Annotated in this window: 15 protein-coding genes; 13 read left to right on the top strand and 2 right to left on the bottom strand. The window is 66.4% G+C overall.

The genetic code is table 11. The annotated features are described in order from the left end of the window. The first annotated feature begins 61 nt into the window (after positions 1–61). From G6N31_RS14500 to G6N31_RS14560, 13 genes are all read left to right on the top strand, one after another. Positions 62–910: a MaoC/PaaZ C-terminal domain-containing protein gene (locus tag G6N31_RS14500; RefSeq protein WP_163722182.1), complete on the top strand. Its 849-nt coding sequence runs from the start codon at positions 62–64 to the stop codon at positions 908–910. A 5-nt stretch (positions 911–915) separates the two neighbouring features. Continuing rightward, positions 916–1,539 (top strand): TetR/AcrR family transcriptional regulator, encoded by a 624-nt coding sequence (locus tag G6N31_RS14505; RefSeq protein WP_098003855.1) that lies wholly within the window; start codon positions 916–918, stop codon positions 1,537–1,539. Then, complete coding sequence (locus G6N31_RS14510; protein WP_098003780.1) at positions 1,529–2,275, top strand: SDR family NAD(P)-dependent oxidoreductase; 747 nt, start codon at positions 1,529–1,531, stop codon at positions 2,273–2,275. The genes G6N31_RS14505 and G6N31_RS14510 overlap by 11 nt, the downstream gene beginning before the upstream one ends. Positions 2,276–2,346: 71 nt before the next feature. Further along, on the top strand, positions 2,347–3,114 hold the full coding sequence (locus G6N31_RS14515; RefSeq protein WP_098003779.1) for an enoyl-CoA hydratase/isomerase family protein: 768 nt from the start codon (positions 2,347–2,349) through the stop codon (positions 3,112–3,114). Continuing rightward, positions 3,111–4,730: a class I adenylate-forming enzyme family protein gene (locus G6N31_RS14520; RefSeq protein ID WP_098003778.1), complete on the top strand. Its 1,620-nt coding sequence runs from the start codon at positions 3,111–3,113 to the stop codon at positions 4,728–4,730. The genes G6N31_RS14515 and G6N31_RS14520 overlap by 4 nt, the downstream gene beginning before the upstream one ends. Next, the gene (locus G6N31_RS14525) at positions 4,727–5,422 is read left to right on the top strand and encodes a nuclear transport factor 2 family protein (RefSeq protein ID WP_197747135.1); all 696 of its coding nucleotides are present in this window, start codon (positions 4,727–4,729) and stop codon (positions 5,420–5,422) included. Before G6N31_RS14520 ends, G6N31_RS14525 begins: the two co-directional genes overlap by 4 nt. Next, positions 5,412–6,536: an acyl-CoA dehydrogenase family protein gene (locus G6N31_RS14530; protein WP_098003777.1), complete on the top strand. Its 1,125-nt coding sequence runs from the start codon at positions 5,412–5,414 to the stop codon at positions 6,534–6,536. The genes G6N31_RS14525 and G6N31_RS14530 overlap by 11 nt, the downstream gene beginning before the upstream one ends. Positions 6,537–6,644: 108 nt before the next feature. Beyond that, on the top strand, positions 6,645–7,256 hold the full coding sequence (locus G6N31_RS14535) for a TetR/AcrR family transcriptional regulator (protein ID WP_098003776.1): 612 nt from the start codon (positions 6,645–6,647) through the stop codon (positions 7,254–7,256). A 49-nt stretch (positions 7,257–7,305) separates the two neighbouring features. Beyond that, positions 7,306–8,775: an aldehyde dehydrogenase gene (locus G6N31_RS14540; RefSeq protein ID WP_098003775.1), complete on the top strand. Its 1,470-nt coding sequence runs from the start codon at positions 7,306–7,308 to the stop codon at positions 8,773–8,775. Then, complete coding sequence (locus G6N31_RS14545; RefSeq protein ID WP_098003774.1) at positions 8,772–9,527, top strand: SDR family NAD(P)-dependent oxidoreductase; 756 nt, start codon at positions 8,772–8,774, stop codon at positions 9,525–9,527. Before G6N31_RS14540 ends, G6N31_RS14545 begins: the two co-directional genes overlap by 4 nt. 18 nt (positions 9,528–9,545) lie before the next feature. Further along, positions 9,546–9,848, top strand: coding sequence for a hypothetical protein (locus G6N31_RS14550; protein ID WP_098003773.1), 303 nt, complete (start codon positions 9,546–9,548; stop codon positions 9,846–9,848). Beyond that, entirely contained in the window at positions 9,841–11,121 is a 1,281-nt protein-coding gene (locus G6N31_RS14555; RefSeq protein WP_098003772.1) for a DUF427 domain-containing protein, read from the top strand. The genes G6N31_RS14550 and G6N31_RS14555 overlap by 8 nt, the downstream gene beginning before the upstream one ends. A 98-nt stretch (positions 11,122–11,219) precedes the next feature. After that, positions 11,220–12,077, top strand: a complete 858-nt coding sequence (locus G6N31_RS14560; RefSeq protein WP_098003771.1) for a mycofactocin-coupled SDR family oxidoreductase — start codon at positions 11,220–11,222, stop codon at positions 12,075–12,077. Between the two features lie 30 nt (positions 12,078–12,107). Here the strand turns inward: G6N31_RS14560 and G6N31_RS14565 are convergent, their stop codons facing one another. Together G6N31_RS14565 and G6N31_RS14570 are read right to left on the bottom strand one after the other, a co-directional pair. Then, positions 12,108–12,452 (bottom strand): heme-binding protein, encoded by a 345-nt coding sequence (locus tag G6N31_RS14565; RefSeq protein ID WP_098003770.1) that lies wholly within the window; start codon positions 12,450–12,452, stop codon positions 12,108–12,110. Between the two features lie 358 nt (positions 12,453–12,810). Then, the gene (locus G6N31_RS14570) at positions 12,811–13,185 is read right to left on the bottom strand and encodes a hypothetical protein (RefSeq protein ID WP_133117691.1); all 375 of its coding nucleotides are present in this window, start codon (positions 13,183–13,185) and stop codon (positions 12,811–12,813) included. Between the last annotated feature and the right edge of the window lie 194 nt (positions 13,186–13,379).

The raw sequence follows: 13,379 nt of genomic DNA on the forward strand, positions 1-13,379 counted from the left end.
ACTCCAACAACTATTTGCAGTTACTGCGACTATATTGCACGATAGAACACAAGGCGTCAATGTGTTCACTACTTGGAGGTTCTTCGTGGCCCTGGCCACCGATGTCGTCGGCACCGCTCTCGCTCCCACTACCTATACCTGGACCGAGACGGATGCGATCCTCTACGCGCTCGGTGTCGGCGCCCGACCGCCCGATGAGTTACGACTACTCAACGAGCACGGCGAGTTCGCCGTGCTGCCGACCCTCGCGCTGCTCGCCAACTGGTGGGCAGTCAAGGATGTGCGGACCCTGTTGGGGCTGGGAACGTTTCCCATCGTCCACGGCGCGCAGTCCCTGGCGGTGACCCGTCCGGTGCGCGCACGCGGCGAGCTTGCGGTGACCGGCGAGATCACCGCGGTGTGGGACAAAGGACGACACGGCTGCGTCGAGGTCACCACCCGGGGCGCCGATCACGACGGTGAAGTATTCGTCGCGGCCGGCCAGATCATGGTGCTGGGAGCCGGCGGATTCGGTGGCGCGCGCGGACCCGACGCACCGCAAGACCCTTCCCGGCCCCCCGACGTCACCGTCGACGACGAGGTCCGGCCCGAACAGGCCGCCCTCTACCGGCTCAGCGGCGACCGCAACCCGCTGCACATCGATCCCGCCGCAGCGCGCAAGTTCGGCTTCGACGATGTCTTCCTGCACGGCCTGTGCACCATCGGTTTCGCGGCGCGCGCGCTGGTCAACACCATCGGACGCGGCGATCCGGACACGCTGCAGTCGATCAGTTGCCGGTTCGCCAAACCCGTGAAGCTGGGAGCTCCGCTGTGTACCGACATCTGGCGCAGCGATCAGGAGGTTCGATTCCGCACCCGCCAGGGATCGGTCGTTGCGCTGTCGTCGGGCACCGCACAGATGCGAGCATGAACGAAATGGACCAGCGACGCGTGCGCGGACAGCGTAACCGACAAGCCCTGATCGACGCCGCCCTCGAACTCTTCGCCGCCGACGGGTACGAATCCACCACCGTCGAACACATCTCGGCGCGCGCCGGCGTCGCTCCGCGAACGTTTTTCCACCACTTCGCCGCCAAAGAGGACATCCTCTTCGACGGCTATCCGGAGCGACTCCACGAAGCCACCCGTCGATTCCGCGCTTCTCGATCACCTTCGCTGTGGGGGGCGCTGGCAGAGGCGTCGGCCGCCGTCGCCGAAGCCATCAGTGCCCAGCCCGAGATGTTCCTGACCAGAGCGCGGATGTATGCCGGCCATCCGGCGCTGCGCGCCACCCGGTTGCGCCTCAACGACGATTGGATCGAGCAGATGACCAGCGAGGTGGCCATTCGACTCGGCACCGACCCCCACACCGACCTGCGGCCGAGGCTCGCGGTCGCCGTGGTCAACGGCGCGAATCGTGCTGCGATCGACACGTGGGTCGCCGACGGCGGACGCGGCGATCTCACGGCGTCGATGGCCGAGGCCGTCGTCCTGCTACGACCATCGATCACCCGCATCGAGCGTCTGGTCAAGGCCGACAGGCAACGCCGTGTCGGGTGATCGGCGGTTGGCCGTCGTCACCGGCGGCGCGCGCGGGATCGGCGAAGCGATCGTGGCGGCCCTGGTCGACGCGGGCTACCGGGTCGCGATCGTCGACGTGAACGCGAAAGCGCTGGCGAAGTCACGTGACACCGACATCGTCCGCTCCGGTCGGGCACTTCCGGTCGAGTTGTCCATCACCGACCGCCAAGCGGTCGAACGTGAAATCGGCCGGCTGACCGATGAACACGGCCCGATCGCCGCGCTGGTCAACAATGCCGGTATGACGCTGCCGGGCTCCTTCCTCGACCAGACCGACGAGGACTGGGACCGGATCGTCGCCGTCAACCTGACCGGTTCCTTCATCATGGCCCAGGTGTGCGCGCGCCAGATGGTCACCGAGAACGCCGGTGCCATCGTCAACATCAGCTCGGTGTCGGCCCACGGCGTGCGCACCGGCCCGCCGGCCTACGCCGCGGCCAAGGCCGGCGTCGAAGGGCTGAGCAGGCTGATGGCCGTCCAGTTGGGGCCGTTCGGCATCCGGGTCAACACCGTCGTGGTCGGCACCACCGCGACGCCCTGGCTGTTGTCCCGCAAGACCGACGACGAGCTCGAGACCATGCGAAGCTCGACGCTCACCGGCGCGCTCGGCGAGCCAGAGGACATCGGCGCGACCGTCGCGTTCCTGTGCTCGGATGCATCCAAACACGTCACCGGGCAGCTCATCTCGGTGTCCGGCGGCCAGTGGATGCCCTGATCGATAGCATCATACGGTAGAACACTATTTGATACTTTGTTCCATACACCCGCTGATCGGAAGGGTTCGAAGTGCATCTGGAGCGAATTCTGTTCGATGTCAGCAGCCACGTCGCCACCATCACCATCAACCGGCCCGAACGGCTCAACGCTACCGACGACCTGACCCGCACCGAACTCGGCTGGGCGTGGGGGCAGGTGCGCGACGACCCGGACATCCGGGTCGCCATCATCACCGGCGCCGGCGACCGCGCATTCAGCGCGGGCCAGGACATCAAGGCCACGGCGCAGGGCGGGATCAAGAACAAGGTTCCGGGCTCCCGGCTGCACCACAACGTGTGGAAGCCCGTCATCTGCGCGCTCAACGGGATGGCGGTCGGTGGTGGTCTGCACCAGGTCGCCGACGCCGACCTGATCATCGCGGCCGAACACGCCGAACTCATCGACACCCACCTGCAGGTGGGGAACGTCTTTGCGCTCGAACCCGCGGTGCTGTTGCGCCGCATGCCGATCTCGATGGTCATGCAGCTGGCCCTGATGTCCAAAGAGGGCCGGATCAGCGCAGCACGGGCCCACCAGATCGGCCTGGTCAACGAAGTCGTCCCGGCGGATCGCCTGCAGCAGCGTGCCCGGGAGATCGCCCTGTCCATCGCGGCGCTGTCGCCCGCGACCACACAGGCATCGATCAAGGCCATGTGGGCCAGCCTCGACGTCGGTCTGCACGCCGCCAACGACGTGGCCTACCGGTACGTCCTACAGCACCAGATGACCCACCCCGACTACCGGGAAGGTATGGCTGCCTTCGCGGAGAAGCGCGAACCGCACTGGGTCGTCGAATGAGAACGTTCGAGTATCCCCCGCTGCCCTACCAGCCCACCATCCCGGTCGTGCTGGCGTCGGTCGCCGCCGACCACGGTGACCGCGACCTGGTCGTCACCTGTCGCGAGGACGGCTCGGTCGAACGAATCAGCTACGCTCGAGCGAACTCCGAATCCGCCACCATGGCAGCACGACTGGTGAGCCTGGGGGTGACCAAAGGCGTCCGGGTGGGCATTCTGGCACCGAACGGACCGGACTTCGTGACCGCGTTCCTCGCCGTCACCAGGATCGGTGCCGTCGCCGTACCGCTGAACACCTTCCTGCAACCCGCCGAACTGGCCTGGGTGTTGCGCGATGCCGACATTCAGACGGTGTTGTCGACGGAGACCATCCTCGGCAAGGACATGCTCGGCCGGATCCGCGCTGCCGCCGACGGGCTGAATTCACCGCTGCGATCGCCGGTTCTACCCCAGTTGCGCCATGTCCTTCCGCTGGGCCCGACCTCCGCCCGGTGGCCCGCCGCCTGGCCGCAACCAGTGGACGCCGACTTCCTGGCGGCCTGCGAGCAGACCGTCCGCCCCACCGACGACCTCCTGGTGATCTACACCTCGGGCAGCACGTCGCACCCGAAGGGCATCGTGCACACCCACGGCACGGCGATCACCCATTCCCGGTTCATCGCCGCCGAACACGGCTGGTGCGAGAGCGACCGGATCTACGTGCCCATGGTGTTCTTCTGGGTCGCCGGGTTGGTGTTCGGCTTCCTCGGTCCGTTCCAGTTCGGCGCCACCGTGCTCACCGATCACAAATTCGAAGCCGGGCACGTGCTGCGTCTCTTGGAGCGCGAACACGCGACCTACACAACGGGTTTCCCACATATCGGCCCGGCCCTGGTCAATCATCCCGACTTCGCCACCACCGATCTGTCGCATCTGCGCGAGGGCTACCAACAGGTCCTGTTGCCCCCCGGGCGCCGTACTGATGATCCGTCCCTGCGGGTGGCCCAGCTGGGCATGACCGAGACGTGCAGCAGCCACACCTGGTGGCCACCGCACGAGCAGGTACCGGAGTCCAAACGCGGATCGCTCGGGGTCTCCGCGCCCGGGTACGAGCACAAGGTGATCGACGAGGACGGCATCGAGGTTCCCAACGGCGTCACCGGTGAGATCTGCGTCCGCGGAACCGCTCTCCTGCGTGCGATGATCGGCAAGCACTGGCACGAGGTGGTCGACCGTGACGGGTGGTTGCATACCAAGGACGCCGGCTACCGCGACGACGACGGCCACCTGTATTTCGCCGGCCGGATCGACGAGATGATCAAGACGTCGGGCACCAACGTGGCGCCGATGGAGGTCGAGGCCGAGCTGCGACGGCTGCCCGAAGTCCGGGTCGCCTACGTCGTCGGCCTCCCGGACCCGGAGCGGGGCGCCCTCGTCAGTGCCGCAGTGGTCCTCAACGACGGGCACCAGGCCAGCGGCGAAGAGCTCGCGGCCGCATGTCGTTCCCGGCTCGCCGCCTACAAAGTGCCGAAGCGCTGGGTCATCCTGACCGATACCGAACGGTTGCCCTACACCACCACCGACAAGATCGACAAGCGGACGCTGACGACGCTGATGAGCGAGGGAACACTGTCGTGACGGTGCAGGACCACCCCGATCTCGCCGAACTCACGGCCCGCGTCGAGCGACTCGAGGCCCTCGACGAGATCCGGCAGCTGGCCGCCAAGTACGCGGTCGCGCTGGACATGCGCGACCTCGACGCGCTGGTCAACCTGTTCATCGACGACGTTGGCGTGCCGGGCCGGCGACGCGGTCGCGAGGCACTGCGGCAGTGGTATGACACCGAGCTCCGCCACGACCTCCTGGGCACTGCGCACGGTGTGCTCGGCCACGTCATCGACATCCACGATGCCGACCACGCGTCAGGCCTGGTGTACTCGCGCAACGAGCTCGAGACCGAATCGGTCTGGGTGATCGAGCTGATGGCCTATCTGGACGACTACGAACGTCGGGACCGACAGTGGTTCTTCGTCCGGCGAACCCCGCTGTTCTGGTACGAGAGTGACCTGACACGCCCTCCGCTGGGTCTGCGAAAGATGCGGTGGCCCAACACCTCCGCGCATGAAGGCAGTTTCCACGACGCATTCCCGAGCTGGCGGGAGTTCTGCGACGCTCACGAGGCTCGCCAGGGCCGACTCGACGCGCCCGTCCCGGCGCCCGCCGCGCCGGGTACCTGGATCAGCACCCTGCGTCGGCACAGCGCGGTGCCACGGGTCAGCTCGACCGGTCGCGCCGACGACGACCCACGAAACAGGCCACATGACAGCTGATTCGACGCCGACAGCGTTCACCCTGACCACCGAGCGACGCGAATTTCGCTCGGCGGTGCGGGCATTCCTCGAACACCATTCACCCGAGTCGGAGGTTCGCCGGGTGATGGAGTCACCCTGCGGGTACGACCCCGAGATGTGGCGTGCGATGGCCGACCAACTGAATCTGCATGGCCTCGTCATACCGGAGGAGTTCGGAGGCGAGGGCTTCGGCTACGCGGAGCTGGCGATCGTCATGGAGGAACTGGGCGCCGCACTGGTCCCTGGGCCGTACTTCTCCTCTGCGGTGCTGGCCGCCGGCGTGCTCGTGCACGGTGCCGACGACACCGCCAAGAGCCGGTACCTGCCGGCGATCGCCGACGGATCCTCGATCGCGACGCTCGCCCTCACCGAACGCGCGGGTCACTGGAACCCCGAGCAGGTCGACACCCGAGCACACCAGTCCCAGCACGGATGGATCCTCAACGGCACCAAGCACTACGTTCCCGACGGCGACATCGCAGACCTTGTGCTGGTGGTCGCGCGTGCCGAGGACGGCCTCGGCGTGTTCTGCGTGGACGACGTCGCGACGCTGGCCAGACGGCCGCAATCGACCCTGGACGGCACCCGCCGCCAAGCCGTCATCGACCTGGCCGCCACACCCGCCACCCGGCTGAGGGTCGATGCGGGCCAATTGCAGCGTGCACTGGCGCACGCGTCCGCCGCGCTCGCCAGCGAGCAGGTCGGCGGCGCTCAACGATGCCTCGACATCGCGGTCGACTACGCGAAAGTGCGCCACCAGTTCGGTCGCCCAATCGGATCGTTCCAAGCCATTCGCCACACATGTGCCGACCTGATGCTCGAGATCGAATGCGCCCGGGGCGCAGCCCAGTACGCCGCGCACGCCGCCGATGCCTACCCCGATACGCTGCCCGCGGCGGCGGCGCTGGCCAAAGCACATGCCTCGGATGCCTACCAGCGGGCGGCCGCCGCGAACATCCAGTTGCATGGCGGCATCGGATTCACCTGGGAACATCCCGCGCACCTGTACTTCAAACGCGCCAAGTCCTCGGCCATGCTCCTCGGTGACAGTGACCATCAGCGTCGGCTCCTGGCCGACCTCGTCGGACTCTAGACTCCTACACCACGTCCGGTGCGTGCCGGCACACCGAGACAGAAAGTGTCGCGTAGCATTGTTGCCTGGCGAAGCGGCTGTACGGCCCTCGCAAAGGCAAGGAGCGACATGGCAACCTCACGGGCGACCGCCGAGATCGAAGACCAAGACGAAGTCGATCGACGGAACCAGATCCTCGAGGCGGCCAATCAGTGCTTCACGCAGCTCGGCATCCAGCGCACGAGCGTCCAGGATGTAGCACGCATGGCGAGCGTGTCGCGCGGCACCGTGTACCGCTACTTCGAGGACCGGCATGTGCTCATCGAGGCGGCGATCGAGTTCGGAGCTCAGAAGTTCTACCAGCTGGTCGCCGCAGCGATGGCGAAGAAGTCCACGCTGGCCGAGAAGTTGGGCGCCATGGCCGAGACCCACGCGAGGATTCTGCTGGATCACCGCACCAGGAATCGCCTGATGGCCGACGATGCCGAGTTGATGCGCCACATGATCTCCGATGGCGACTCCGCGGTCCGGCGGTCCACGGAATTCCTCGTGCCCTACGTCCGCGAAGCACAGAAGCGTGGCGAAGTCGGCGCATCGGTCGACGTCACCGCCGCCAGTGAATGGCTGGCGCGCATCATCTACTCGTTCTCCACCGTGAACGAGGCGCAGACCTTCGACATGTCCAAGCCCGAAACGGTGCGCAAGTACGTGGAGAAGTTCGCCGTCAACGGTCTGCGCTGACCCAGCGCATCTATTCAACAGAACATCTTTTGTATTACTGTTCTGTTCTATGGCAGGCGTCTGGCACGAAGATCGGATGTTGATCGACGGGCGCTTGGTCGCCGCGTCGGACGCGGGGACCTACGACAACGTCAACCCCGCGACCGAGGCGACCATCGGCGTCGCCGCCCACGGAACACAGGCCGACATGGACGCCGCCATCGGCGCGGCCCGGCGGGCGTTCGACCACACCGACTGGGCCGACGACCTCGAGTTCCGGGTGCGCTGCGTCCGTCAGTTGCACGAGGCGCTGACCAAGCACGCCGACGACCTGCGCGCGACGGCCGTCGCAGAAGTCGGCTGTCCCATCGCGCTGACCTACGGACCGCAGATCGATGCGCCATTGGCCGGACTGCCCTGGGTGGCCGACCTCGCCGAGAACTACCCGTGGGAGACCGACCTCGGTATCGCCGAACCGTTCGGCATCGCCACCCGGCGTACCATGCGCCGCGAACCCGTCGGGGTCGTCGGGGCCATCACACCGTGGAACTATCCCGTCCAGATCAACCTGGCGAAGGTCATTCCCGCGCTGGCGGCCGGCAACACCGTCGTGCTCAAGCCCGCTCCCGACACCCCGTACTGTGCCACGCTGCTCGGCCAACTGATCGCCGAGCACACCGACATCCCCGCCGGGGTGGTCAACATCGTCACCTCGCTCGATCACGCCCTAGGTCAGCAGCTCTGTGAGGATCCGCGGGTCGACATGATCTCGTTCACCGGATCGACCGCCACCGGAACCCGCATCATGATCGCCGCGGCTCCCACGATCAAGAAGCTCTTCCTCGAACTCGGCGGGAAGTCCGCGCTCGTCGCACTCGACGACGCCGACCTCGGCTCGGTGGTGACATCGGCGGCCTTCGCCGCGACCACTCATGCGGGCCAGGGCTGCGCCAACACCACCCGGCTCCTACTTCCCCGCGCGCACTACCGCGAAGGCGTTGAGGCGCTCGCCGAAACCCTGAAGGGGTGGCCGTATGGCGATCCGACCGACTCGTCGGTGTTGATGGGTCCGCTGATCCGCGAGGAACAGCGCCAACGCGTCCTGCGCTACATCCGCACCGGCGTAGACGAGGGCGCGACCATCGCCAGCGGTGGTGGCGTGCCTGCGCACCTGCCGACCGGTTTCTACGTCGAACCGACGCTGCTTGCCGACGTTGATCCGGATTCCACGGTGGCGCAGGAGGAGATCTTCGGACCGGTGTTGGTGGCGATACCCCATGACGGCGATGACCATGCCGTCGAGATCGCCAACAACTCTCGTTACGGGCTGTCCGGCACGGTGGTCAGCGCATCCGACGAGCGCGCCCGCGCGGTGGCCAACAGGATGCGGACCGGCACAGTCAACGTCAACGGCGGCGTCTTCTATGGCGCGGACGTGCCGTTCGGCGGCTACAAACAGAGCGGGGTCGGACGCGAGATGGGTGTCGCCGGTTTTGAGGAGTACCTGGAGATCAAGTCGATTGCCGAGGGAGCCTCGTGACCGCGAGGTCACTGGCCGGCAAGCGGGTGGTCGTCGTCGGGGGGTCCGCCGGTATCGGCCGGGCTTTCGCCGTCCGGGCGATCGCCGACGGCGCCCGTCTGGTCGTGGTGGCGCGCCGTGAGCTGCCCGCCGAAGTCCTCGCCGCCGCCGCATCGGCGACATCGGTATCTGCCGACATCCGCGAGCCCGACGCCTGCGCCCGGGTTGGTCAGGTCGCGGCCGACACCCTCGGCGAGATCGACCTTCTCCTGATCAGCGCCGGGTATGCACCGCTGAAGGCGTTCGCCGAGGTCGATGCCGAGGACTGGATCAAGGTGCTGTCCACCAATGTGATCGGCGTCCACCAGATCATCCAGGCACACCTGCCGATACTGGGTCCCTCTGCCGTAATCGCGGTGTTGTCGTCGGACTCCGTGCGTCACCCGCACCGCGCGCTGGGGGCCTACTCGGCCAGCAAGGCAGCGATGGAACGCAGCCTGGTGGCCTGGCGGCTGGAACACCCCGGTTATCGGTTCAGCTGTATCGAAGTCGGAGCAACGGTCCCCACGGACTTCATCTCGGATTTCGATCCTGATCTGCTCGGGGTCGTTGCGGGCGAGTGGATCTCCCGCGGACTGGTGCCCTCGACACACATGACGCCGGAAACCGTCGCAGACACCCTGGCCGGCATCTTCGCCAGTGCGCTCGAAAATCCCAATGTGGGCCTCGAACATGTCACCCTGAAATCGCCCGCTGCCCCGATGACCCCGTAACAGACCGGAGGAATACCCATGCTCAAGAACGGCACCCGACTGCGAAGTCAGGTCTGCGATACCCAGGTGATCGTGGTGCGCAGCGCAGACGAGCTCGACGACCTGCGTGCCGGCGGGGCACCGATGATCCCGGTCGGCGAGGACGGCGACCCCAGCCTGTCCGTGGACGAGAATCATTCGGGCGGCAGCCTCATGGGGAAGCGCTACGTCACCTCCGGCGGCGCCGAGGTGCTGGTAACAAAAGCCGGAAAGGGTGCGCTGTCCGTCGGCACGACAGCACTGGAACTCAAAGAGGCCAAACCACTCCCGGCCAGTGACTGAACAGGTCAGGTCCGCGTGGCCGGATTACCCCGATTATCGGATCGACATCACGCCCTGCCCGTACACGGGCCAAGTGTGGGCCGGCGATGTGCTGGTCGCCGAGAGCGATTCGTGCCTGTTGCTGACCGAGACCGATCACGTCGACCGTCTGTACTTCCCTGAAAGCTCGGTGAACTGGGAGCTCTTCACGCCGTCGCCGCATCAGACCACCTGCCCGTTCAAGGGAGTCGCGACATACTGGCACCTCACCGGCGCGAGTGCGCCCGTCGACGATGTCGCCTGGTCGTACCGCACGCCGCTGGACGAAGTCGCGCCCATCGCCGGTTACGTGTCGTTCGCCGCCCCCGCCATACGGGTGATGGTCGTGGAGAAGTGGCCCGACGGCAGTGTCGTTCCAGCGACGTTTCCGCTCTGGGGAGATGCCGATGAGCTGATCCGTCTGATCGACGTGGCGCCGGCCAGCGAGCACTCGTACATCGGGCCCGCGCACGGCCCGACGCAACGGGACGTCGTCGAGGGCGGTCAGCTGCTCGCCGAGGCTATCGTGGCCGTATCGAAAACGGTTCCCGAGCAACGTGTTACGTCCGCATCGATGATCTTCACCAAGGCTGCGTCGTTCACCGCCCCGGTGGATGTCGACGTCGAGTTGCTTCGACGCGGCAAGACGTTCTCGACCGCGCACGTCCGGATCAGTCAGCACGACACTCTCAGGAGCATAGGATTGGTACTGACCGACTCTGGTGCACCTGATGTGATTCGCGACGTCGAGCAGATGCCGGATGTCCCCGGTCCCGATCACGCGGTTCCGTTCGCAGGCTTCGGGATGCCCGGCAGGCAGATCCGTATCGTCGACGGCGCTTACGACCCGGATCCCGATCGTGTGGCACCGCCGAGAATCGACGCGTGGATACGTTTCCGCTCGGCGCCTGCGCAGCGGTACCTACAGTCGGCCCTGTTGGCGCAGTCGACCACCCACTGGACGATCGCAGCGGGGATGCTCCCACACCGCGGCTTCGGGGAAGCCCGCGCCCACCGCGATCTCTCCACGGGAATCATGAAAGTCGACATCGCTTTCCATGATGAAGCCGACGTCACGGACTGGCTGCTCTATTCCAACCGGGCGTTCTGGTCCGGCAACGGACTTGTCCAAGGAGAGGGCCGAGTGTTCACCCGCGACGGCTCCCTCGCTGCGTCCTACGTCGTTCAGGCCATGGTGCGTGGTTTCAGCCGGGACCCCGCCGCTCTGGGACTGGACAGTCGCACCGCGATGTGAGCGCGGGAGGCGACGTCACCACGCCTGACAGATAAACACAATTTGTTCTACCATTCACCACGTTGCCGGATGGTGACGTCTCACCTGGGAGGTATCGCATGAATCGGCTGAAGGGCAAGGTTGCCTTGGTGACCGGCGCGGCCCGCGGTCAGGGCCGCAGCCACGCTGTCCATCTCGCCGACGAGGGTGCCGACATCATCGCGCTCGACATCTGCGCCGACATCGAGTCGAATGAGTACCCACTCGCTACCCCGGCAGATCTGGACGAGACCGCTGATCTGGTCGAGAAGGCCGGGCAGCGAGTCGTCACCGCAGCCGTCGACGTACGCGACCGGGCCGCCCTCATGTCCGCGCTGGAGGATGCCGTCGCCCAGCTCGGCGGTCTGCACGTGGTGGTCGCCAATGCCGGCATCTGCCCGCAAGGCAACCACATTCCGTTCCGCGGCTTCATCGACGCGTTCGACGTGGACTTCGTCGGCGTCGTCAACACCATCCACGTCAGTCTCGATCATCTCGGCTCCGGTGGCTCCATCATCGCGACCGGATCGATTGCCGGACTGATCGACCAGAAGGACCTCGCCACCGGCGGCGGACCACAGGGACCCGGCGGCGCCGGATACGGCATGGCGAAGAAGATGATCCGTGACTACACGAAGGCGCTGGCTCTGACGTTGGCTCCGCACAGCATCCGGGTCAACGCTGTGCACCCGACCAACGTCAACACCGACATGCTGCACAACCAGCCCATGTACAAGGTGTTCCGGCCCGACCTGCCCGAACCGTCGCGAGAAGACGCGGAGCTGGTGTTTCCCGTTCTACAGGCGATGCCCACCCCGTGGGTCGAACCCGAGGACATCTCGCACGCCGTTGTGTACCTGGCATCCGACGAGGCGCGCTTCGTCACCGGCCAGCAGCTGTTCGTCGACGCCGGCGCAGCGCTCAAGATCGGAGTGTGAGCCGGGCTCGACAGCGTCAGAGGCCCGTCGTTACCCGCAGCGCTGCCGGAAATCCACCGCGGGCTGGCGGATGCCCTGCATCTCAGCCTTCACCTGCGGGTTGGCGTCAAGGAATGACACCAGCGCCTCCCGCCGCTCCTCCTTGGGCACGTCCTTCATCGAGGTGAAGAAGTCGTTGACCGGCGGGTGGGTGAACAGATAGGCCGAGGTGGCGGCCATGACCCCCGACATGATGCCGGCCAGGTCGGCGGCCGTGCAGTTCGGCGGTGGCGGAGCCGGCTGGGCGGAGACGGGTGCGGCTGCGCCGACCAGCACCGCACCGGTGCTGACGGCAGCCACCAGCATGCGTCGCGCGAAGGTCCTGTGAGACAACATATCTAGCTCCTGAGTCAGCTTGTGCGGTCGGTTGGAAACTTTCAGGGTATGAACCAATCCCAGTGATCATTGCAGTAATAGTCACTGCCACAGGGCAAGTAGGGCCCGGTCGACGTACTGTCGTCCAACCCGCCCAGCGAGCATACCGAGAAGTTTCCGTCAGTGGTGCACTCGGCTGAAGCCGTTGGTGCCGCGATGATCTGAGCCAGCGCGATCAACCCGGCGACCACTAGGTACCGCAACCGCATCATGTGCTCCTCGGTGCATCTGAACTCCCCGCCGGGGCTGCCGGCGGGCTACAAGTCAGACTCTAGGAACTCGGACCGACTCCGGGCATCCCCCACAACGGGTGAAACTCTCAGCGCCGACCACCGCCGCCACCACCGGGCCGGCCACCACCGCCGCCGGGCCGGTCACCGCCGCCGATGCCGCCACCGCCGCCGGGCGGGTTGAAATCGGGCCGGCCCGGGTCGAGGTCGATGTCGATGCCCCACCCGTAGACGTCGTCGCAGTAGTACCAGTCGTATTCGCACGGATACGGCACCCACGGACCGGCCGATCCGCTCGGGCCCTCACCGGTGTTCGCGCCCCGCGATTCGCCCTGGGCGCAGATCGTCGTTCCGCCTGCGCTCGTGCAGTCCGCCGCGGCCGGCGGCGGGGCGATGTTCGGGATGATTCCCAGCCCGGAGATCGCCAAGACCGGTGCGGCGATCACGTATGTCCAACGCATCATGGCGTCCTCCTGCCTGGATCCGCGCACGACACCGGGCGGCCAGGCTCTTCGAGCCTACGAACCCCCGGTGCGAGTCGCATCCCCCACAACGGGTGAAAACAGCGTTCTCCGCAGTCAGTGCGCCGGAACGGAGTACCGTGGAGGAGCCTGGGGCCAGCGGCACGCTGACTTCCCCTAGCTGTCAGCGCCTCGTC

The sequence above is a fragment of the Mycolicibacterium duvalii genome (assembly GCF_010726645.1).
Taxonomy (GTDB): domain Bacteria; phylum Actinomycetota; class Actinomycetes; order Mycobacteriales; family Mycobacteriaceae; genus Mycobacterium; species Mycobacterium duvalii.